Genomic DNA, 21,606 nt, shown 5'->3' on the forward strand with positions numbered 1-21,606 from the left:
ACACCCCAGGTGGCGCGGCGGCTCAGGTGGTGCGGCGCAGCATCCGGGTCAGACCGGCGGCGACCGTGGTGGCCAGGACCCAGCCCAGCGCCACCAGCACCAGCGAGATCCACTGCGAGGCACCGGAAACCGCCCACCGGTTCTTCTGCCCGAAGTCGACGATGGGCACCAGCAGGTCGAGGGTGTAGACGACCGGGTTCCAGAAGATCTGGTCGTCGCGGTTCCCCTTGACCGGATCGGGTTGCAGGCCGAACCAGACGGCGCCCAGGACCAGGAACGCGATCAGCCACACCAGGGCGCGGGCGGGCCGGTAGCCGTAGCCGACCATCAGCCGCTGCAACCAACTCCACAGCAGCACACCGGGTCCGAGGAAGCGGGAGCCCGCGGCGAGCGCCCGGTAGCGCAGGCGCTGCTTCTCCACCAGCACGTTCGCGGCGTGCTCCTCGTTGCCCGCGGCGCGCAGCATGGTCGCGAGCTGGTCGTACGGGCCGGGCCGGTAGCTGCGCATCCCCGCCCGCAGCCAGGCCAACCGCTGCGCCACCCGGTCGTCGTCCTGCAGCCCGACCGGGTCGGCGAGGGAGTCGTAGCGGAAGTCCTCCAGGTCCATCCGCCCCTCGGCGCGCCAGAACTTCTCGTCGTCGGCGAGGGTGGCGCACCGCAGGTGCCGCAGGTCGACCCGACCGCGCGGCGGTTTGGCCACCAGGACGTGCAGTTCCTGGGTGCGCACACCGAAGGCGTTGAGCGCGACCCTGGTGCTGCCGGACCCGATCTCGGCACCGTTGAAGGTGGTGGTGCGCCCGATCTCGGCGCGGCGCATCCGGATCTCGCCCGCCGCGGCGAACGGGCGGTCGGAGCCGCCGCAGTGCAGGTCGCGGCCGACCTGGGCCACGCGCAGGTCCAACAGCGGCTTGGTGGTGCCGTCGGGGTGGTGGCCGGGGCGCAGCAGCCTGCTGCCGCGCAGGTCGAGGTTGGCGCCCACCTTGACCCCGGGCAGCAGGACGGAACCGAACACCAGCAGCGAGCGGCCGTTGAGGTTGCCGCCGCAACTGAACCGCCTGCCCTCGATGGCGTCGCCGTCGCGGTTGCTGAACACGGAGTTGTCGAACAGCGCGGTGCCCTGCACGGCCACGTCGACGATGCGCACCTGCCCGGCGAACCGCGCGTCCCTGGCGTCGAGGCCACCGCGGATGTCGGTGCCGTCGAGGTGCACGGCCCGGTCCGGGTACGGACCGGCCTGGGCGCGGCTGTCGAACCGCTCCTCGAACAGGTCCCGGTGGTCGGCGCCCGCGGACAGGTCGATCGTGGCGTGGTTGAACCGCAGCGCGCCGCCGATGGAGGCGTTGACGATGCGGACCGTGCCGGTGCTGGCGAACCCGCGGTCGAGGTTGACGTTGCCCTCCACTTTGGACCGATCGGCGATCAGCGCGGCGTTGGCGTCGAAGAACGGGTCGTCCAGCGCGAGCTGCCCCGCGGGCTCGGTGCGCGGCTGGATGGTGGCCCCGCGCATGGAGAAGTCGCTCTCCACCTTGGCGCTGGGCAGGAAGACCTGCCCGAGCGCGCGGAACGGGGTGCCCGTCGCGTCGGTGTCCAGACGCAGGTTGCCACCGGTGTGCAGGCCGTTGCCGTTGAGCGCGAAACCCCTGGGGTTGCGCAGCAGCGCACCGGCGAAGTCGACGTTCCCACCGCAGCGCAGACCGGGGATGCGGACCTCCCCGGTGGTCTCCAACCGGGCGGCGAGCAGGGCGCCCGCCAACTGGAGCCGGTCGGCGTGCAGGGCGGGCCGGTCCTCGGTGGCGGCGATGCGGGTGTCGCTGAGCACCAGCGAACCGCGCACCTGCGCGTCGGTGAGGTCAACCGTCCCGGCGACGACGGTGCCCGCGCCAAACCGCACGTCGTTGTCGCTGGACAGGTTGCGCCCCAGCAGACCGGGCAACCGGCAGTCGGTGAACTCCACCCCGGCCAACCGCGCCTGCCGCACGTCCGGCGGCTCGGCGAACCGGCAGCGGACGAACTCCAGCAGGTACGGCGATTCCACCCCGCGCAGGTCCAGCACCCCGACCAGGTACCGGTCGGCGATGCGCACCACCGGCGCGGTGTTCGGCCTGCGCCTGCGCAGCACCCCACCCCGGTCGTCCTGCTCCACGACCCGCTTGACCACCTCGGCGGCGGCCAACCTGGCCGACTCCGGCGGGTGCGGGTCGTGCGGGTCGAACCCGATCTGGAACGGCTCCCCGTTGTCCGCCACCGCAACCCCCCTCGACAGCCCCGGGGGTACGACGTACGCGGGTGACGCCCCGTTCCCGCCCGGCCACCCGGAGTGTGCCAGGCGACCGGCGGGACCGGTCCGGGATCTGCCTCCACAGCAGCCACCCCCCGACACCCGCCCACCCACCAGCCACCCAGGAACCCGCCCAGGAAGCCGCCCGGCGCAGCGGCCGACCGCCCCGAAACCGGCGGCCCGGCGACCGAATGCCCGGGTGGGTGGTTCTGCTTGGGTGGGGGAGGCGATCACGTGCAAGCCTGCCCGGGCAGTGGGGCACTCTTTTCGCCCCACTCGGTCACACCAGGCACGTGATCGCCGTAGGGGCCCCGCCCAAGCAGAACCACCCACCCGGGCAAGCCCCCAAAACTCCCGGGCTTTTCAAAGCTTTTCAAAGCTTTCAAGAACGCACTAGTCCGCCTGCGTGGGGTTGAGCACCCGCCGCAGGAACGACTGCGTGCGCTCGTGCTGCGGGTCGCCGATGACCTGCGCGGGCGGGCCCTCCTCGACCACGTGCCCACCGTCCATGAACAGCACCTTGTCGGCCACCTCGCGGGCGAACTGCATCTCGTGCGTGACCACCAGCATGGTCATCCCCTCGTCGGCGAGCTGCCGCATCACCCCGAGGACCTCCCCCACCAGTTCCGGGTCCAGCGCCGAGGTGGGCTCGTCGAACAGCATCACCTCGGGGTTCATCGACAGCGCGCGGGCGATGGCCACCCGCTGCTGCTGCCCGCCGGAGAGCTGCGACGGCAGGGCGTTGAGCCGGTCGGCGAGCCCGACCCTGGCCAGGTTCTCCACCGCGACCGCCTGGGCCTCCGCCTTGGACCGGCCGAGGACCTTGCGCTGGGCGATGGTGAGGTTGTTCAGCACCGTGAGGTGGCCGAACAGGTTGAACGACTGGAACACCATGCCGATGCGGCGGCGGGCCGCGTCGAGGTCGACGTCGGGGTGGGTCAGCTCGACGCCGTTGACCACCACCGAGCCCTCATCGGGTTCCTCCAGCAGGTTCACGCAGCGCAGCAGGGTCGACTTGCCGGACCCGGACGGGCCGATGATGCAGATGACCTCCCCGGCGCCGACCCGCACGTCGATGCCGCGCAGCACCTCCAGGTCGCCGAAGCGCTTGGTCAGCCCGGTGATGACCACCGCGGGCCCGGTCGTCGTGGTCACTTGACCGCCTCCGTGTCCACCTCGGTCGCCGTGGGTGAGGCGATCTTCTTGCCGCCGGTGCGCCGCTCCAGGTACCGGGAGAGGTACGACAGCGGGATGGTGATGATCAGGTAGCAGATGCCCGCGACCAGCACCGGGGTGAGGCTGCGGGACTGGTTGAGCTCGGTGCGGCCGAACTGGGTCAGCTCGTACTGCAACTGGCTGGAGCCCAGGAACAGCACCAGCGAGGAGTCCTTGGTGAGCAGGATCAGCTCGTTGGTCAGCGGCGGCAGGATGATCTTGAAAGCCTGCGGCACCACGATCCACAGCATCGCCCTGGTCTGCGACATGCCCAGCGAGCGGGCCGCCTCGACCTGCCCCTTCGGCACCGCCTGGATGCCCGCGCGGATCGTCTCGGCCATGTAGGCGGAGCCGACGATGCCCAGCGCCAGCATGATCGAGACGTACCGGTCGATCTGGGTGCCGAAGGCCAGCGGGATGCCGTTGCCGATGGCGAGGATGACCAGCAGCGCGGGCAGGCCGCGGAAGAACTCGACGTAGAGGCCGGACAGCCAGCGGTAGACCGGCACCGACGACAGCCGCATCAGCGCGACCAGCAGGCCGAGCACCAGCCCGAAGCCGAAGCCGAGCCCGGTGTAGATCAGCGTGTTCAGCAGGCCGACGGTGATCACCTCGGGGAACATCCCCGCCGCGACCTCACCGTCGAGGAACGCCTCCCGGAGCTTGGTCCAGTTCGCGGTGAAGGCGAAGATGACGAGGACGACCACCAGGACGCCGTACTGCGTCCCGCGGATGGCCTTTCCCCTCTGGCGCTTGCTCAATGCCATGTGTCGCTCCCAGGAGAAGTGTTCGGTACGACGGTGGGGCCGGCGCCTCCCGGCACCGGCCCCACTGCGAAAGCCCTTACTTGCTCTCCGGCTTCTTGCCGAACCACTTCTCGTAGATCGTGTCGTACTGGCCGCTGGCCCTGGTCTCGGCGATGGTCTCGTTGATGACCTTCAGCAGCGCGGTGTTGCCCTTCTTGACCCCGATGCCGTACTGCTCACCGGTGGCGAACTCGGTGCCCACCTCGTAGTCGGCGTGCTTGTTCACCCAGTCGTAGACCACGCCGTTGTCGTTGATCGCGGCGTCGACCGCACCGGTCTCCAGGCCGCTGAGCAGCAGGCCGAGGTCCTCGAAGACGACCTGCTCGACGTCCGGGGCCTTCTCCTTCGCGTACTTGGCGCCGGTGGTGCCGTTCTGCACGCCCAGCTTCTTGCCCTGGAGCTTGTCGAGCCCGGTGAGCCCGGCGCCCTTCTTGCCGACCAGGACCTGGGTGGCGTCGAAGTACGGGTCGGAGAAGTCGAAGTTCTCCTTGCGGGTGTCGTCGATCGTCATGCCCGCGGCGGCCAGGTCGCACTTGCCGGAGTTGAGGTCGACACCGGACTGGATGCCCTCGAACGGGGTGTCGATGACCTCCTGGGTGGCGTTGAGCTTCTTCGCCACCAGGTCGACGAGGTCCACGTCGAAGCCGACGACCTTGCCGTCCTTCTCGAACTGGAACGGCTCGTAGGGCAGGCCGGTGCAGGTCAGCACCTTGCCCGACTGGATGAGGGTGACCCCCCCGGGGGTGGGGGCGCCGGTCCCGCCGCTGGAGTCGGAGGACCCGCACCCCGCGGCGGCGAGCGCGAGCACCGCTGCCGGGACCAGGGCCAACACCCGGGACTTGGATCGAAGCACGGTGTCACTCCTCGAAGCTGATGGGCGAATCGGTGCCCGCATCCTGCCACCGTCTTCATCGATTACGAGGATTCCGCCGGTTTGTCACAAGTACGCAGCTCGTTCGTTGTGCACTGGTGATGCAGCATGACGCTCGGTGACCGGCCACCAGCGCCCGGCACCGGGTCAGCGCTGCGCGGGCCACCCCGCGAGCAGCACCGCGACCAGCGCGGTCCACCCGGTCTGGTGGGTCGCGCCGAGGCCCTCGCCGGTGTCGCCGTCGAAGTACTCGTTGAAGGTGACGTGGCGTGACCACAGCGGCGAGTCCGTGGCCTCCACCCGGTCGCCGTCGGCGGGGCGGCGGCCGTCCGGGCCGGGGAGGAACAGGGCGGCCAGCCTGCGGGAGAGCTCGTCGGCCGCCTCGCCCGCGCTGACCACGTTGCCGGACCCGGTGGGCAGCTCCACCGTGACCGCGCCCCGGTGGAAGGCCTCCAGCGCGTGCAGGACCTGCACGAGCAGGGCGTTGGTGGGGAACCACACCGGGCCCCGCCAGTTGGAGTTGCCGCCGAACATCGCGGTGCGCGACTCGCCCGGCTCGTACTCCATGGGGTGGTGCCAGCCCGCGATCTCCACCTGCAACCCGCCGCGGTGCGCCGCCGACAGGGAGCGGATGCCGTGCGGGGAGAGGAACTCCCCCTCGTCGAACATCCGGCTCAGGACCCGGCGCAGCTTCCGCTCGTCCAGCAGCGACAGCAGCGCGCTGCGCTCACCGCCGGCGTCGGTGTGCCAGGTGAGGAACTGGCCGAACGCGGGCTGGCGGCGCAGCAGGTAGTCCAACCGGCCCGCGAACCCCGGCAGCTCCTCGAACACCCACGGGTCCAGCGGCGCACCCGCCAGCAGCGGCAGCAACCCCACCATCGACCGCACCCGCACCGGCTGCGACTCCACCGCCCCACCGGGCAGGGTGCGGGAGACCAGGTCGTAGCAAAACCCGTCCTCCTCGTCCCAGATCGGGCGGCCAGCGGAGCCGAAGTGGGTGCTGGCCTGGGCGATGCTGAGGAAGTGCTCGACGAACTTGGTCGCCACGTCCTCGTAGGCCTCGTCGTGCCGGGCCAGCTCCAGGGCCATCTGCATCAGGTGCAGCGCGTAGGCGGCCATCCACGACGTCGCGTCGGACTGCTCAAAGCGCCACCCGTCGCCCAGCGGGGCCGAGCGGTTGACCGGCCCGATGTTGTCCATGCCGAGGAAGCCGCCCTCGAACAGGTAGTTGCCGTAGGGGTCCTTGCGGTTGACCCACCAGGAGAAGTTCAGCAGCAGCTTGTGGAACACCCGGGCGAGGAAGACCCGGTCCCTGTTCTCCTCCGCGTAGTAGACCTGCAACGCCGCCCACGCGTGCACGGGCGGGTTGACGTCACCGAACTCCCACTCGTAGGCGGGCAACTGGCCATCCGGGTGCATCAACCACTCCCGGCAGAGCAGCAGTAGCTGCTCCTTGGCGAACGCCGGATCGACCAGCGCGAACGGCACCATGTGGAACGCCAGGTCCCAGGCGGCGAACCACGGGTACTCCCACTCGTCCGGCATGGACAGCACGTCGGCCACGTCCATGTGCTTCCAGTGCACGTTGCGGGCGTGCGGGGCGTGCCGCTCGGCCGGGCCGGGCGGGTGCGCCGGATCGCCCTCCAACCACTCCCGCACCCGGAACCGGTAGTGCTGCTTGGTCCAGAGCAACCCGGCGAAGGCCAACCGCGCCACCCGCCGCTCCTCCTCGGTCCCGCGGCGGACCACCCCGGCGTAGAAGTCGTCGGCCTCCCGCTCGCGCCGGAGCACGGTCTCGTCGAAGGTGGGGCCGAACGCGCTGCCGTGCCCGTCCCCGGCGATCAACCGCAACCGGACGGTGACCCGCTCACCCGGCGCCACCGAGTCGAACCGGTACCAGGCGGCGGCCTTGGTGCCCGGGTGCGAGGCCCCACCCATCGGTACCACCTGGCACGCGTCCACCGCCCCCGCGACGATGTGGTCACCGATCCCCGCCTTGGTGTAGCGGCTGGGGTTGACCGCCCGGCCGAACAACGCGGCCTCGTCGGTCTCGTTGTCGGTCACCAGCAACCGCGGCCTGCCGTCGAAGTGCACGGTGTAGCGCCCCAACTGCTGGTGCTCCGCGAGCACCCGGGTCCACCCGTCGGCGGTGGAGGCGATCAGCGCGGGCCTGCGCGCGTCCCGGCCCCAGGTCCAGGTGTTGCGGAACCACACCTGCGGCACCAGGTGCAGCGGCGCCGCCTCCGGCCCGTGGTTGGTGGCGGTGATGCTCACGCAGACGTCATCCGGCCCCGCCTTCGCCCAGGTCGTCTCCACGTCGAAGAACCGGTCCTCGGCCAACACCCCGGTGTCCGACAGCTCCGGCTCCCGCTCGTCCCGACTGGCCCGCGCCGCCCGCTCCCGCAACTCCGCGTAGGGGAAAGCCCGCTGCGGGTAGCGGTACACCATCCGCATCCACGAGTGCGTGGGCGTGCCATCGGTGATCCACCAGTGCTCCTTGACGTCCTCACCGTGGTTGCCCTCGGAGTTGGTGAGCCCGAAGTACCGCTCCTTCAGGATCTCGTCCGCCCCGTTCCACATGGCCACCGCCACGTTCAGGAACCCGTGCCGGTCACAGATCCCGGCGATCCCGTCCTCCCCCCACCGGTACGCCCGCGACCGAGCCTGGTCGAACGTCAGGTAACCCCACGCGTCCCCGTTGCCCGAGTAGTCCTCCCGCACCGTGCCCCACTGCCGGGCCGCCAGGTACGGCCCCCACAACCGCCACGGCGAGTCCGGATCGGGGGATGCCGCCAGCCGCTCCTGTTCGCTCACTGAACCGAGTGTGTCACCCCCCGCCTCTGGCGGGCAGTGACCTGTCGTGCGGCGGATCGGTCAATTCCGGACCACCCGTCCGGCCGACTGGCGTATCCTGCGGTCACGCAGAGGTAGGTACGGGGCACGGGGGGAATGCAATGACGTCTGCCTTCCAGAGCATCGGCAACTCACTGGGCGACATCGTCGCCAGCCGTGCCGGTTCGATCAACGCGCCGGGGGGCGGCACCGGCGGCGGGGGCCAGTTCGCCTTCGAGCCGGACGAGGTCAAGGCCCTCGCGCAAGCCTGGGCGGAACTGGCGCAGAGCTACCAGAAATCGCAGGCCTACGTCCGCCGTATCGAGGTGGAAGGCCCAGGTGACGAGCCTGCGAGTTCGCAGCAGGCCATGGCGGCCATGGACTCGTGGGCAGCGTACGCGGACTCCCTGAGCCAGAAGCTGCAATACAGCAGGGGCCAAGCCCAGAAGTTCACGGGTGCACTGGCCGACTACCTCGGCACAGACCAGGAGAGCGTCGCCAAGATGCTCGGTATCGAGACATCGGACCCCGCAGCACAGGGCGGGATCTGATGATGGCGACGCGCTCCATCGCACTGGCCGCACTGGCCGTGGCATTTTTGTCTTCCTGCACCTCGAAGGAGGGCGGCAGTCCGACGGGGGTTTCCGACCCGCCACCCGCCACCTCGAGAACGACCACTCCGCCCTCGTCCTCGTCTGCTGCCGACGAGCTGCCCACTGACGGCGCCCCGAAGGTCGAGCAGCCGCTGGCGCTCGGGAAGTTCGTCGACGAACCGTGTTCGGCCTTGACCGCGGCGCAGGCCGCCAACCTGGGGGTCAAGTTCCCAGGTGAGGCCGATGCCTCTCCGCTCGGCCCGACCTGCGTCTGGACCAACCCGGGGGGCGCCTCCATCAACCTCGGCTTCAACCAGAAAGACGGTGGCCTGAGCGGCGTCTACCGGGCGAACAAGGCAGGGAAGTGGGAGTACTTCCAAGAGCAGCCTGCGGTCTCCGGTTACCCCGCTGTCACCGCACTGCGGACCGACACGCGCAACATCGGGACGTGTGCACTCGACATCGGCGTTCGGGATGACGTGCTGCTCTCCGTCGACTTGGCGCAATCAGTGGGCAGGGTGGGTTCGGAAGACCCGTGCAAGGTGACGGCGAGGGTCGCCGAACAGATCCTGCAGACCGTGAAGACAGGGGGCTGAACCGTGGTGGGCATGAGCGGCTACGACATCTACGTGGCGATGCACAACGGTCCAGGGACCGGACCTCTGGAAAACATGTACACCGCCGCGCGGGAAGAAGCCGAGCTGGAGGAGCAGCGGGCGAAGCTCATCCAGAAGCTGGCCGAGAAGACCGCGGCGGGCTGGGAGGGCCAGGCGGGTGACGCGGCCTACGGCGCCGCGAAGCCGATCGCCGAGGCCGCGCTGGTGGGGGCGATGAACCTGCAGCAGACGCACGTGCTGCTCCAGGACCAGGCGAGCCTGTTCGGTGAGGTCCTCCCGCGGCTGGAGCCGGTGGACCCGGCCCCGCCGGAGACCGGGTTCCTGGACGACATCTCGCCCTGGGACACCGACACCGAGGACAAGCTCAACGAGTACAACGCGAAGTCGCAGAAGAACATCGATCTGTACCGGTCCTACGACGCCAACAGCCAGTCGAACGGGTATTCGCTGCCCACGGACTACTCCACGCTGACCGACCCGGGTGGCGAGATCACGGTCAACAAGCCGGACGAGCCGGGTGGTCCGCCGCCGGTCAGCCCGCCGCGGACGGTGAGCCCGCCGCAGGTGAACGGGTCCGGGGACACCACCACCGCGCAGCAGTGGCAGCAGCAGCCGGGGCAGCCGACTCCGACGTACCCGCTGGACCCGCCACCGCCCGGGCCGGGGAACCAGGGGCAGAACGGGAACGAGCACCAGAACGGCAACATCGGGACCAAGCCCGCCCAGTACGTCCCGACGCCGCCCCGGCAGGACCTGCCTGGTGTCCCCCGGCCGGGGGAGCACGGGTGGCGGCCGGGGAACTGGCCCGGCGGGGACCCCTCGGGGGGCTTCGGCGGTCAGGGTGGTGTGGGCGGTCAGGGTTACGGCGGCGGAGCCGGGAGCCGGGGTGGCGCGGGCGGGTTCGGTGCCCGGGGCGGCTTCGGCGGCGGTGCGGGCGGAATGGGTGCCGGTGGTGTGGGCGCCGGTGGTGCCGGGGCGGCTGAGCACGGGCCGGGTGCGCGGGCCGGGGCGGGCGCGGGCGCGGGCGCCGGCGCCGGTGAGCACGGGCCGGGGTCGCGCGGGTTCGGGGCGGCGGCTGACGAACGCGCTGGTGGGCGCGGTGGGCAGCCCGCGGGTGGCGGTGCCGGTGGCGGTCGTGGTCAGGGCGGGGAGGACGAGGAGCACGAGCGCGCTTCCTTCCTGATCGAGGACGACCCGGAGGCCGTGTTCGGCACCGACGAGGTCACCGCGCCGCCGGTGATCGGGGGGTAGCGGGTGCGCACGCGGGACAGGGTGGAGTTGTCGGTCGAGTCGTTGCACCGGTTGTGCGCGGCGCAGGGGCTGGGGGAGCCGCACACGCTGTTCACCGGTGGGGCGCGCTACTACCCCCAGCGCCACCAGCAGGAGGCCGACGCCCAGTTGCGGCGGGAGTTGGACGCGGCGGGGGTGAACGGGGCCAGGGGGATCGATCCCGAGTTCCTGGACCTGCTCGGCGTGGTGCAGCGGGGCGCGGTCGAGTACTACGGGTGGTTGCAGGACGCCGAGGGGCCCTACTCGGTGTTGGTGGCCGCTGCCGGGCGGGTCGGGGTGTTGGCGCAGCGGGTCGGGGAGAAGGTGGCCTTCGAGCGGATCGATCCGGCTCGGTTGGTGGAGTCCTTCGTGTTCCGGTTGCCGAACGTGCCCGCCGCGCGCGGGGAGGCGATCTCGGTGCGGGAGGGTGACTACGCGGACGGGGCCTCGGCGGTCGACGCCGGTGGGTTCCGGATGAGCAGGCCGCGGTCCGCCCGGGCGCCGGAGGCCCGGCGGTTGGAGGCGTTGGTGCGGGCTCCCCGGGTGGGGGGCGGGAAGCTGTACACCGCTCGGCGCGACCACCGGGGCACCCGGGTGCGGGCGGCGGACTGGCTCAGCTTCATCGACCTCCCCGACGGGCGGTGGGCGCTCTACCGGACCTCCGGGCGCGGGGAGCGGTCGATCAGCGCCGTACCGGGGACGCCCCAGTTCATCCGGAAGCGGCTGACCGAGCTGCACGCGACGATCGGGTGAGGCCGCTGCCCGCGCGCGGTGTGCCGGTGCTGCCCGTGGGGGCAGTCTGGTGGAGGCCGCCGCAGGCGTGCGGTGTGCCTGCGCTGTTCGCGCGGGCGTCCCGGTGGAGGTCGCTGTCGGCGGGAGCGGTCCGGTGAGGTCGCTGCCCGCGCACGGTGTGGAGCCGGGGCTGGCGGTGCGGTGGCGGCGGAGTCGGGCGCTGCTCGCGGCGGCGTTCGGGTGGGTGCCGGGCGCGGTGGTGCTGGCCTGCGTGGCGATGGCGCTGGTCGGGGACCGGCCGGTGGGGTGGTGGTCGGTGCTGCCCGTCGTCGGGGCGCTGGTGCCCGCGGTCGTGCCGCTGGCGGTTCGGGTCGATCCGCCGTCGTGGGCGAAGGTCGCCTGGTTGGGGGCGGCGGGGTCGCTCGTCCTGGGGGCGTTCCCGGCGTACGGGGTCGCGGGCGGGGTGGCGGCGCTGCCGTTCTTCCTGGTGGCCTGGGTGGCGCTGCCGACCGGGTTCCTGCTGGGGCGCGGCGCCTACCGGGCGTTGATGCTGCCGTTGGTGGCGGAGTTGGGGTCGACCGACCTGGAGGTGCGGGTGGGGGTGCGGATCGCCGTCGAGCACGCCGACCTGATCACCGCCGGGGCGACGGTCGGGCGCACGCACCTGGTGCTGCACGCCCGCAGGCACGTCCCCAACAGCGCGGGGTCGCCCGCCGAGGTCGCCGTGCCGTGGGGCGGGGTGCTGGGTGTCCACGTGGAACTGCTCGCCCAGCTCCGGCCGTGGTTGTCGCTGGCCGACGGGACGCCGCTGCTGGCCAGGCCGGGGCCGGTCGTGGTGGTGCGGACCGCGCGGGGTGCGGTGCTCATCCCGAGCGACGACGCGCGGCAGGTCGCCGGGATCGTCGACAGAAGAGTCCGAAGAGCGCGTGCCTGAAAGCGACATCTGGTAGCAAGGCAGACATGGTCAGCGCACAGCCGGGCAAAGCGGCACAAGAGATGGAGAAGTGGGCGGAGCAGTTGCGGCAGCGGTCCACCCGCTACACCGAACTGCACCGGCGGATGAGCGGTCTGTCGGAGACCGAGACCTCGGCCGACGGGACCGTGCGGGTGAGCGTGGACGGCAACGGCCTGCCCACCGAGCTGACGGTGACCGACCGCGGTCGCGGCGCCGACCCGGCGAAGCTGTCCGCCGCGCTGATGGCGTGCCTGGCCGCGGCGCAGGCGAAGCTGCGCGCCCGGGTCGAGGAGGTGACCAGGGAGACCGTCGGCGAGGACGGGCCGGGGGAGGCGATCCTGGCGCAGTACCGGGAGCGGTTCCCGGACCCGCCGGAGAACGAGTTCGCCAAGCGACCGCGCCGGGACAACACCCTGGCCGAGCAGGAGTGGGACGACTGATGGACGGCTTCACCGTGACGATCGGCGAGGTGCTCGCGCACGCCGCCACCGCCGAGGCCCAGGCGGCCAGGGCCGACGTGGCCGCCGAGGCGGGCGCGCACCTGAGCAGCCTCGACGACGCCTACGGGCTGTTCTGCCAGCCGTTCGGGCAGATGCTCGTGGAGCCGCAGCAGCGCGGCACCGACGCGATCACCAAGGCCGCCGCCGCCCTGCACGGGCTCACCGAGTCGCTGGAGCAGGCCGCCGCCGAGTACCAGGCGGTGGACGAGAAGGTCACCGCCGTGCTGGACGCGCTGGTCGCCCAGCTCGACGCCGCCGCGGGCATGATCCCGAGCGTGGGGGGCAACTGATGGTCGACGTCGACAACAGGTCCGACAACCCGCTGATCGACCAGCGGTCGGACCTGCGCGAGAACTACCTGCAGGACTGGAACCCCGTGGAGAACGTCGGCCTGCCCAGCGCCGACGGCGGGCCGGGGTTCATGGCGGGCATCACCGCCTTCGAGGCCGGGTGGGCCATCGCCGAGGGCATCGACAAGGGCGACTGGAAGCTGGCGCTGAGCGGTCTCGCCGCGGGCGCCCTGGACGTGGCCGGTGCCGCGCTCGACCCGATCGCCTACGTGGCGGGGCAACTGTTCTCCTGGATGCTGGAGCACATCGAGCCCGCGCGGGCCGCGCTGCACGCGCTGTCGGGCAACCCGGACATGGTCAAGGGGTACGCCCAGTCCTGGACGAACGTCGAGCAGCAGATGCTGTCCGTGGCCCAGGACTACCGGGACGCGGCGGCGGGCGAGGCGCCCGGCTGGACGGGGCAGGCCGCCTCCGCGTACCGCGACAAGGCCGCCGAGACGGCCGGGGTGTGCGGCGGGGTGGCGGGCGCGGCGCACGGGATCGCGACGCTGACCCAGGGCATGGCCGAGGTGGTCAACGGGGTGCGCACGGCGGTCCGCGACGTGCTGTCGGCGATCGCCGGGTCGCTGGTGAGCTGGGCGATCGAGATCGCCGCCTCGCTGGGCACGGCCACGCCGCTGGTGGTGGCGCAGGCCACCTCGAAGATCGCCCAGGTGGTGTCGACGGTGGCCAGGACCATCGCCAAGCTGGACACGGTGCTCGGCGCCGCGATCACCGCCCTGGTCGCCCTGCGCGACCTCCTCGACGGGTTGCTGCGTCAGCTCAACGCCCTCGAGCAGGGGCGTTGACCGAACTACTACCCTGCCGGTCGTGGACGGCGACCTTCCTTACGAACGTGTGATCCCGGCGGACAGGTGGCTGGGCTCCCTGCTGGCGGGGGCCGTGGGCGACGCGCTGGGCGGGCCGGTGGAGTTCCTGCACATCGACACGATCCGCGAGCGGTTCGGCCCGCGCGGGGCCACCGGCTACGCCGACGCCTACGGCGGGCCGGGGAGGATCACCGACGACACCCAGATGACGCTGTTCACCCTGGAGGCCATGATCCGCGGCCACGTGGGGCGGCGGCTGGGGTACTTCGAGCAGCAGCCCGCGTCCGTGGTGCAGCACGCCTACCAGCGCTGGTACCACACGCAGGGCGTCCCGTGGCACAAGGCGGGCGGGTCGTACGCGATGGAGGCGGAGCCGGACGGCTGGTTGGTCCGCGAGCCGGGCCTGTTCCACCGCCGCGCCCCCGGGTCGACGGTGCTGACCGCGTTGAAGGGCTTCGCCGACGGCCGGGACCGGGGGACGCTGTCCGAGCGGCTCAACGACTCGAAGGGCTGCGGGGCGGTGATGCGGGCGGCGCCGTGCGCGCTGTGGTCGGAGGACCCGCTGGACGCGTTCGTGGTGGCCGCGCAGGCCGGGGCGCTGACCCACGGGCACCCCAGCGGTTACCTGACCGCGGGTGCGCTGGCGTTCCTGGTGCACCGGCTGCTCGACGGCGCGGACCTGCCCTCGGCGCTGGTCGAGGTGCGCACGGAGCTGGTGACCTGGGACGACTCGGCGGAGACGGTGGAGGCGCTGGACAAGGCGGTGAAGCTGGCCGAGGTCGGGCGGCCGACGCCGGAGGCGATCGCCGCGGAGCTGGGCGGCGGCTGGGTCGGGGAGGAGGCGTTGGCGATCGGCGTGTGCGCCGCGCTGACCGCCACCGACCTGGCCGACGGGCTGCTGCTGGCGGTCAACCACTCCGGGGACAGCGACTCCACCGGCGCCATCTGCGGCAACCTGCTCGGCGCCGTGCACGGGGTGGGGGCGATCCCCGAGCACTGGCTGGCGGACCTGGAGCTGCGCGAGGTGATCGAGCGGATCGGCCGCGACTCGCTGGTGGAGTTCAGCCAGACCAACTCGCTGGACGTGGCGGACTGGCAGCAGCGGTACCCGGCCTGGTGAGGTCGTTCCCGGTGGCGACTCCGGGAGGCACGCGGTGAGCCCGCCGTTCCCCGGTGGGGAACCGGAGCCGGGGGACGTGCGTCACAGCGGGGGCCACGTCGGGGAGCTGCCCCTCGGCTGGCTCGACGAGCCCCGATCCCGAGGACGACGACAACCCGTGGGGCGGCGGTTCCACCCTGAGTTGACCCCCTGCCTGAGTTGACCCCCTGATCGAAGGAGCCCCCGGTGCCCGACGGCTACGGTGTCCTCGTCGACGAGTTGGGCGCGCACGCCGCGAAGCTCGCCGCCCTGCACGACAAGCTCGACCAAGCCCTCCAGGCGGCCGACCAGGTGAACCTGGGGTCGCAGGCGTACGGGCAGATCTGCCAGTTCTTCGTCCCGATCGTGCAGTCGGTGAGCACGCCGGGGGTCGAGTCGATCGGTGAGTCGGCGCGGACCATGGACGCGACCGCGCAGGGCGTGCGCGACACCGCGGGTTCGTACGCGAACACCGAGCAGGCCAACACCTCGCCGTTCGCCGGGGGTGCGCGGTGACGAACCCGCTGGTCGCGGAGCGGCAGGACTCCACGCAGTCCTACACCGGGATCGGCGTGGTGGAGTCCGCCGTCGACGTCTACAACGGCGTCAACAACGGGTCCTGGGTTGAGGGCGGGCTGGGGGTCGTCGGCGGCGGCCTGGAAATCCTGTCGCTGGCGCTGGACCCGGTGGGCACGCTCGGGCAGTACGCGGTGTCCTGGCTGATCGAGCACATCAAGCCGCTGCGCGACGCGCTGAACTGGCTCGCAGGCGACGCGGACCAGATCGCGGCGTACGCGGCGACCTGGAAGAACGTGTCGGAGGCGGTCGCCGCGGTCGCCGCGGAGTTCAAGACCGAGGTGGACAACGGCACCGCGGGCTGGGCCGGGCCCGCCGCGGACGCCTACCGGCGCAACACCGCCGGGCAGAACGAGCACATCACCGCCGCCGCGTCCGGCGCGGGCACCATCGGCACCGTCGTCGAGGTCGTCGGGGTGCTGGTGGGCACGGTTCGCGGGATCGTGCGCGACCTGGTGGCCGAGTGCGTCTCCACGCTGCTGGTGCGCATCCCGCAGTGGCTGGCCGAGGCGGGCCTGACGCTGGGCCTGGCCACCCCGCACGTCGTGGCGTCGGCGGCGGCGCTGATCGCCAAGTGGGTCGGCCGGATCACCGACGTGATCACCAAGCTGACCCGGTCGGTGGAGAAGCTGCGGCCGATCATGGCCAAGCTGGGCGAGATCTGGGAGGCCATCAAGTCCGGCCTGCGCGGCCTGCGGACCAGCCCGACCGGCGCGGGCACCCCCGACGCGCCCAGCCCGGTGCGCTCCACCCCGCCGCCCGTGGACGCCCCCACCAGCGGCACCCCGGCGGCACCCACCGCCCCGGGCGCGCCGACCACCACGCCGAGCGGCGTCGACGCACCCCCCGGGTCGACCGGCGCGCCGACCACGCCCAGCAGCGCCCCCACCACCACGCCCAGCGGCGTCGACGCGCCCACCGGTTCCCCGGGCAGCACGACCACGCCGAGCAGCGCGCCCACCAGCACACCGACTCCCACCCGCGTCGACCCGCCCGCGGGCTCGACCACCACCCCGAGCAGCGCCCCACCCACCAGCACACCGACACCGACGCGCGTCGACCCGCCCGCGGGCTCGACCACGACGCCGAGCAGCGCGCCGCCCACCACCCCGGTGGACCCGTCGACCCCGACGCACCCGGTGAACACCCGCGACTACGACGCGTCGGGCAGGACCATCCCGACCAACCAGTTGCAGCACCCGAACGCCAACCTGCTCGACGACGACCTGATCGCCCAGGCGCGGGCGAACCCGAATCGAGACGCCATCATCAACACCAACGGCGTGCCCGCCGACCACCCCGCCGTCCGCGACCTCATGCCACCGGACTACGACCCGCACGCCGGGCTCGGCGAGGCGGGCTGGAACCAGGAGTACTGGCCCAGCGGTGACACCGGCCGCTACGGCAACCGGCTGCTGGAGTGGCCGGACGGCGACGCGCACCCGCAGGGCTTCGACTCCCCGGAGGCGCGGACCCCCGGGGTGCTGCAACCCGGCCAGACGATCGACCGCTTCGGCTCCGCCCGCGGTGACTTCGTCTCGCCCGCGGACACGCCTTACCCGCAGCGCGGCCTGCCGCCGGACAACCTGAACAACGGCTACCACCAGTACGAGGTGGTCCGGCCGCTGCCGGTGTGGGAGGGTCCGATCGCCCCGGCCATGGGACAGCCCGGTGGCGGCACCCAGTACGTCCTGCCGCACTCCGTGGTCGACCTGATCAACGCCGGCTACCTCAGGGAGATCCCGCTGTGAACCTGCAAGGCCTCGGCACCGCCCTCGACGACATCGGCATCGAGCCCCTGGTGGTGGCCCTGGGCTCCCGCGACGAGCAGTGCTGGTGCATCCACGGCACCCCCGAGGGCCCGTGGCAGGTGTACTGGATGGAGCGCGGCCAGAAGAACCACCTGGTCGAGCTGCCGGACGAGAGCGCGGCGTGCGAGCTGCTGCTCGGCAGGCTGACCTACAGCCAGCTCGTCGCGGGCAAGCTCACCCGCCGCTGACGCAACCGGTGGGCGGGGGCCGACCCCGCCCACCGGGCGCGTCAGGAGCGGGTCTGGGCGTCGAGGACGTGCGCCACGGCCTCGGTGACCCGCTGCGCTTGTTTCACGTGAAGCCATTCGTCGGGCACGTGGGCGTTGGAGTCCGCGCCGAGCGCGCCGGTGATCACGAACTGCGCGTCCGGGTACTTCTCCGCGAGCAGGCCCATGAACGGGATCGACCCGCCCAGCCCGACCGTGCGCCACGGGGCGCCGAACACCTCGTCGGACGCCGCGTCCAGGGCCGCGCGCAGCCACGGCGCGAGCGCGGGCGCGTTCCAGCCGTCGGCGACCTCGGTGCGCGACAGCTCGACCTTCGCGCCGTAGGGGACGTCGCTGGTCAGCGCCTCCGCGACGGCCGCGAGCGCCGCCTCGCCGTCGGCCGTCGGCGGCAGCCGGAAGCTCAGCGTCAGCGTGGTGAACGGGCGCAGCACGTTGCCCGCGTCGACCGGTTCCGGGAAGCCCGCGGCGCCGATGACCGACAGCGTCGGGCGCCAACTGTTGTTCAGGACCAGCTCGACCTCGTCGTCGGACACCGGGCGGGCGCCCGCGGTGAGCGGGAACGCGCCCGTGATCGCGCCCGGCGCCGCCGCGACGGCGGCCGCGGCCTCGGCGGCGCGGTCGTCGGGGATGTCGACGTGCATGTCCTTGATCCGGATCTCACCGGTCTCGGAGTCCTCGACGCGGTCCAGCAGCGCCCGCACGACCCGGAACGAGCTGGGCACGACCCCGCTGGCCAGGCCGGAGTGCGAACCGGCGTCGAGCACCCGCACCGTCAGGTCGACCGAGACCAGGCCGCGCAGCGACGTGGTGAGCCAGAGCCGCTCGTAGTCGTTGCCGCCGGAGTCCAGGCAGATGACCAGCGACACCCGGCCCAGGCGCTCGGCCAGGTGCTCCAGGTAGGCGGGCAGGTCCGGGCTGCCGGACTCCTCGCCGGTCTCCAGGAGGACGACGCAGCGCCCGTGCGCCCCGCCCGCGGCGCGCACGGCCTCGATCGCGGCGGTGGCGGCGTAGCCCGCGTAGCCGTCGTCGGCCGAGCCGCGGCCGTAGAGCCTGCCGTCGCGCAGGACCGGCGTCCATGGGCCGAGGCCCTCGCCCCAGCCGCCGACCGGTGGCTGCTTGTCCAGGTGGCCGTAGAGCAGGGTGGTGCCGGTGTCCGGGGCGCCCTCGGTGGCCGGGACGTCCACGACCAGCAGCGGCGAGCGGTCCGGCAGCCGCACCACCTCCACCTGGGCTCCGGGCACGGCGCGGCCGGTGATCCACCCGCGCAGGTGCTCGACGGCCGCGTCGAGGTGACCGGTCTGCGCCCAGTTCCGGTCGAAGTTCGGGGAGAGAGCCGGGATGGCGACGAATTCCCGCAGGCTGGGCAGGATCTCCGCCTCCCACAGGCGCGTCACGGTCTCGTGTGCTGCTGTCTTGTCCACCCCCCCGATCCTGCCACCCGGCGCGGGCGACCCGCCGTGACCGGATCGCGACGTGGTGGGACAAGGTGAGGTAGCTCACCCGCGTTCGCGGCCGGGTTCGCCGCCGCTCGGCGCCGGTCGCGCTGAGCTGCTCCGATCGGCGGCTGCTCTGACCCCCGAACATCGGGAGTCCAAGCGTTCTCCCAGCTCAGACCCACCCTGTGGACAACTTCCGACGTTCGGCGCCTCGTTCCGCCATGCTGTGCCGTGTCAGGATGTGGGAGGAAACCGTCTGCGCTGACGGTGGCCAACGCCACTACCCGTGGCGTGCCCACGCAGCGCGGCCGCCCGCCCGCCACGAGCGGCCGGACGGCTCGAACCACGAGGAGATCGCACATGTCGTCCCCAGAACAGTGGACGCACCCCGAGCCCCGGGGTGGCCCGGCGGCCACGGCCGCCGCGCCCACAGCAGAGCAGGTGATCGCGGGTTTGCGTGCCACCAGCGAGGGCGGTCCGGAGCTGGTGCAGCTCCTGACGCCCGAGGGTGAACGGATGGAGAACGCCGAGTTCGACCGGTACGTCGCCGATGTCACCGCCGAGGACCTGCGCGGGCTCTACCGCGACATGGTGCTGGTGCGCCGGGTCGACCGCGAGGCGAACGCGCTGCAGCGCCAGGGCCAGCTCGGGATCTGGGTCCCGCTGCTGGGCCAGGAGGCGGCGCAGATCGGCGCGGGCCGGGCGATGCGGCCGACCGACATGGCCTTCCCCTCCTACCGCGAGCACGGCGTGGCCTGGTGCAAGGGCGTGCACCCCACGGAGCTGCTGGGCATCTTCCGCGGCACCGACCACGGCACCTGGGACTCGGTGGAGACCCGGTTCCACCCGTACACGATCGTCATCGGCAACCAGGTGCTCAACGCCGCCGGGTACGCCATGGGGCAGCGGTTCGACGGCAAGGTGGGCGACGCCGACGGCGAGGCCACCATGTGCTTCTTCGGCGACGGCGCCACCAGCCAGGGCGACGTGCACGAGGGCTTCGTGTGGGCGTCGGTGTACGACGCGCCGCTGGTGTTCTTCTGCCAGAACAACCAGTGGGCCATCTCCGAGCCGACCGAGCGCCAGACCCGGCTCCCGCTCTACCAGCGCGCCCGCGGCTACGGCTTCCCCGGCATCCGGGTCGACGGCAACGACGTGCTGGCCACCCTGGCGGTCTCCCGCTGGGCGCTCGACGTCTGCCGCCAGGGCAACGGGCCGGTGCTGATCGAGGCGTTCACCTACCGGATGGACGCGCACACCACCACCGACGACCCGACCCGCTACCGGCTCTCCGACGAGCTGGAGGCGTGGAAGCTCAAGGACCCGATCGAGCGGGTCCGGGTGAACCTGGTCCGGCACGAGCACGCCGAGCAGGACTTCTTCGACTCGGTGCAGGCCGAGGCCGACGAGCTGGCCGCGGAGCTGCGCGAGTTCTGCTTCTCCATGCCCGAACCGCCGGTGGGGCAGATGTTCGACCATGTCTACGCCGAGGCCAGTCCGCTGGTTACGGCCCAGCGCGAGGAGTTCCTGGCCTACCAGGCCGGGTTCGCCGGAGGTGAGCACTGATGGCCGCACCCGTGATCGACCGGTCCGCGACCGCGTCGTCGGTCCGCTCGCTGACCCTGGGCAAGGCGCTCAACCTGGGCCTGCGCACCGCGATGGAGGCCGACCCCAAGGTCCTGGTGATGGGTGAGGACGTCGGCAAGCTCGGCGGCGTCTTCCGGATCACCGACGGCCTGCAGAAGGACTTCGGCGAGCACCGCGTGCTGGACACGCCGCTGGCCGAGTCCGGCATCATCGGCACCGCGGTCGGCTTGGCCGTGCGCGGGTTCCGCCCGGTGTGCGAGATCCAGTTCGACGGGTTCATCTTCCCCGGCTTCGACCAGATCGTGTCCCAGGTCGCCAAGCTGCACAACCGCACCCTGGGCCGGGTGAGGGTGCCCATGGTCATCCGGGTGCCGTTCGGCGGCGGGATCGGCGCGGTCGAGCACCACTCGGAGTCCCCGGAGTCGTACTTCGCGCACACCGCGGGCCTCAAGGTCGTCGCCTGCTCCAACGCCGTGGACGCCTACTGGATGATCCAGCAGGCCATCGCGTGCGACGACCCGGTGCTGTTCTTCGAACCCAAGCGGCTCTACCACTCCGGGTTCATGAAGGCCGACGTCGACACCTCGGCCACCCCGCAACCGCTGTTCGCCTCGAAGGTGCTGCGCCGCGGGAGCACCGCGACCGTGGTGGCCTACGGGCCGTCGGTGAAGGTGGCGCTGGACGCGGCCACCGCCGCCGAGGAGGACGGGCACTCGCTGGAGGTCATCGACCTGCGCGCGCTGTCCCCGCTCGACCTGGGGCCGGTGTTCGAGTCGGTGCGCCGCACCGGGCGGCTGGTCGTGGTCAGCGAGGCGCCGTCGGAGGCCTCGCTCAGCTCCGAGATCGCCGCCCGGGTGCAGCAGGAGTGCTTCCACTCGCTGGAGGCGCCGGTGCTGCGGGTGACCGGGTTCGACACCCCGTACCCGCCCGCGAAGCTGGAGGAGCACTTCCTGCCCGACCTGGACCGGGTGCTCGAGGCCGTCGACCGCTCGCTGGCGTGGTGA

At 72.1% G+C, this 21,606-nt stretch carries 20 protein-coding genes; 14 read left to right on the forward strand and 6 right to left on the reverse strand.

What is annotated here, in order from left to right:
• Positions 1–22: 22 nt before the first annotated feature.
• The 5 genes from DFQ13_RS17745 to DFQ13_RS17765 form a co-directional block, all read right to left on the reverse strand.
• A complete protein-coding gene (locus tag DFQ13_RS17745; protein WP_233438466.1) occupies positions 23–2,245 on the reverse strand; it encodes a translocation/assembly module TamB domain-containing protein in 2,223 nt (740 codons plus the stop codon).
• Positions 2,246–2,671: 426 nt separating this feature from the next.
• Positions 2,672–3,433 (reverse strand): amino acid ABC transporter ATP-binding protein, encoded by a 762-nt coding sequence (locus DFQ13_RS17750; protein ID WP_324608993.1) that lies wholly within the window; start codon positions 3,431–3,433, stop codon positions 2,672–2,674.
• Positions 3,430–4,260, reverse strand: coding sequence for an amino acid ABC transporter permease (locus tag DFQ13_RS17755; protein ID WP_052022061.1), 831 nt, complete (start codon positions 4,258–4,260; stop codon positions 3,430–3,432). The genes DFQ13_RS17750 and DFQ13_RS17755 overlap by 4 nt, the downstream gene beginning before the upstream one ends.
• Positions 4,261–4,336: 76 nt before the next feature.
• Positions 4,337–5,152, reverse strand: coding sequence for a transporter substrate-binding domain-containing protein (locus tag DFQ13_RS17760; RefSeq protein WP_233427913.1), 816 nt, complete (start codon positions 5,150–5,152; stop codon positions 4,337–4,339).
• A gap of 165 nt (positions 5,153–5,317) precedes the next feature.
• Positions 5,318–7,984 carry an MGH1-like glycoside hydrolase domain-containing protein gene (locus tag DFQ13_RS17765; protein WP_110080620.1) on the reverse strand — a complete coding sequence of 889 codons (2,667 nt, stop codon included), beginning with the start codon at positions 7,982–7,984 and terminating at the stop codon, positions 5,318–5,320.
• A 140-nt stretch (positions 7,985–8,124) separates the two neighbouring features.
• Here DFQ13_RS17765 and DFQ13_RS17770 point away from each other — a divergent pair, with 140 nt between their 5' ends.
• The 12 genes from DFQ13_RS17770 (at position 8,125) to DFQ13_RS17825 (ending at position 17,540) form a co-directional block, all read left to right on the forward strand.
• On the forward strand, positions 8,125–8,553 hold the full coding sequence (locus tag DFQ13_RS17770; protein WP_110080621.1) for a hypothetical protein: 429 nt from the start codon (positions 8,125–8,127) through the stop codon (positions 8,551–8,553).
• Between the two features lie 2 nt (positions 8,554–8,555).
• Entirely contained in the window at positions 8,556–9,191 is a 636-nt protein-coding gene (locus DFQ13_RS17775) for a DUF3558 domain-containing protein (protein WP_181400034.1), read from the forward strand.
• Between the two features lie 12 nt (positions 9,192–9,203).
• A complete protein-coding gene (locus DFQ13_RS33905) occupies positions 9,204–10,463 on the forward strand; it encodes a hypothetical protein (protein WP_181400035.1) in 1,260 nt (419 codons plus the stop codon).
• 3 nt (positions 10,464–10,466) lie between these two features.
• On the forward strand, positions 10,467–11,234 hold the full coding sequence (locus tag DFQ13_RS17785; protein WP_035290045.1) for an ESX secretion-associated protein EspG: 768 nt from the start codon (positions 10,467–10,469) through the stop codon (positions 11,232–11,234).
• 133 nt (positions 11,235–11,367) lie between these two features.
• Positions 11,368–12,147, forward strand: a complete 780-nt coding sequence (locus tag DFQ13_RS17790; protein ID WP_110080623.1) for a hypothetical protein — start codon at positions 11,368–11,370, stop codon at positions 12,145–12,147.
• A 26-nt stretch (positions 12,148–12,173) separates the two neighbouring features.
• The gene (locus DFQ13_RS17795) at positions 12,174–12,608 is read left to right on the forward strand and encodes a YbaB/EbfC family nucleoid-associated protein (protein WP_110080624.1); all 435 of its coding nucleotides are present in this window, start codon (positions 12,174–12,176) and stop codon (positions 12,606–12,608) included.
• Complete coding sequence (locus tag DFQ13_RS17800) at positions 12,608–12,958, forward strand: type VII secretion target (RefSeq protein WP_052022058.1); 351 nt, start codon at positions 12,608–12,610, stop codon at positions 12,956–12,958. The genes DFQ13_RS17795 and DFQ13_RS17800 overlap by 1 nt, the downstream gene beginning before the upstream one ends.
• Positions 12,958–13,806, forward strand: a complete 849-nt coding sequence (locus DFQ13_RS17805; RefSeq protein ID WP_035290039.1) for a WXG100 family type VII secretion target — start codon at positions 12,958–12,960, stop codon at positions 13,804–13,806. The genes DFQ13_RS17800 and DFQ13_RS17805 overlap by 1 nt, the downstream gene beginning before the upstream one ends.
• 22 nt (positions 13,807–13,828) lie before the next feature.
• A complete protein-coding gene (locus tag DFQ13_RS17810) occupies positions 13,829–14,947 on the forward strand; it encodes an ADP-ribosylglycohydrolase family protein (protein ID WP_233438467.1) in 1,119 nt (372 codons plus the stop codon).
• A 225-nt stretch (positions 14,948–15,172) separates the two neighbouring features.
• Positions 15,173–15,481 (forward strand): type VII secretion target, encoded by a 309-nt coding sequence (locus tag DFQ13_RS17815; RefSeq protein ID WP_110080626.1) that lies wholly within the window; start codon positions 15,173–15,175, stop codon positions 15,479–15,481.
• Positions 15,478–17,292 carry a TNT domain-containing protein gene (locus DFQ13_RS17820; protein WP_110080627.1) on the forward strand — a complete coding sequence of 605 codons (1,815 nt, stop codon included), beginning with the start codon at positions 15,478–15,480 and terminating at the stop codon, positions 17,290–17,292. The genes DFQ13_RS17815 and DFQ13_RS17820 overlap by 4 nt, the downstream gene beginning before the upstream one ends.
• Positions 17,289–17,540: a hypothetical protein gene (locus DFQ13_RS17825; RefSeq protein ID WP_035290030.1), complete on the forward strand. Its 252-nt coding sequence runs from the start codon at positions 17,289–17,291 to the stop codon at positions 17,538–17,540. Before DFQ13_RS17820 ends, DFQ13_RS17825 begins: the two co-directional genes overlap by 4 nt.
• Positions 17,541–17,581: 41 nt before the next feature.
• On the opposite strand, the gene DFQ13_RS17830 is transcribed toward DFQ13_RS17825, so the two are convergent.
• Complete coding sequence (locus DFQ13_RS17830) at positions 17,582–19,000, reverse strand: M20/M25/M40 family metallo-hydrolase (protein ID WP_407643177.1); 1,419 nt, start codon at positions 18,998–19,000, stop codon at positions 17,582–17,584.
• A 375-nt stretch (positions 19,001–19,375) separates the two neighbouring features.
• Here DFQ13_RS17830 and pdhA point away from each other — a divergent pair, with 375 nt between their 5' ends.
• Both pdhA and DFQ13_RS17840 read left to right on the forward strand, forming a co-directional pair.
• Complete coding sequence (pdhA, locus tag DFQ13_RS17835; protein ID WP_110080629.1) at positions 19,376–20,581, forward strand: pyruvate dehydrogenase (acetyl-transferring) E1 component subunit alpha; 1,206 nt, start codon at positions 19,376–19,378, stop codon at positions 20,579–20,581.
• The gene (locus DFQ13_RS17840; protein ID WP_110080630.1) at positions 20,581–21,606 is read left to right on the forward strand and encodes an alpha-ketoacid dehydrogenase subunit beta; all 1,026 of its coding nucleotides are present in this window, start codon (positions 20,581–20,583) and stop codon (positions 21,604–21,606) included. The genes pdhA and DFQ13_RS17840 overlap by 1 nt, the downstream gene beginning before the upstream one ends.

This window comes from Actinokineospora spheciospongiae, from assembly GCF_003182415.1.
GTDB lineage: Bacteria > Actinomycetota > Actinomycetes > Mycobacteriales > Pseudonocardiaceae > Actinokineospora > Actinokineospora spheciospongiae.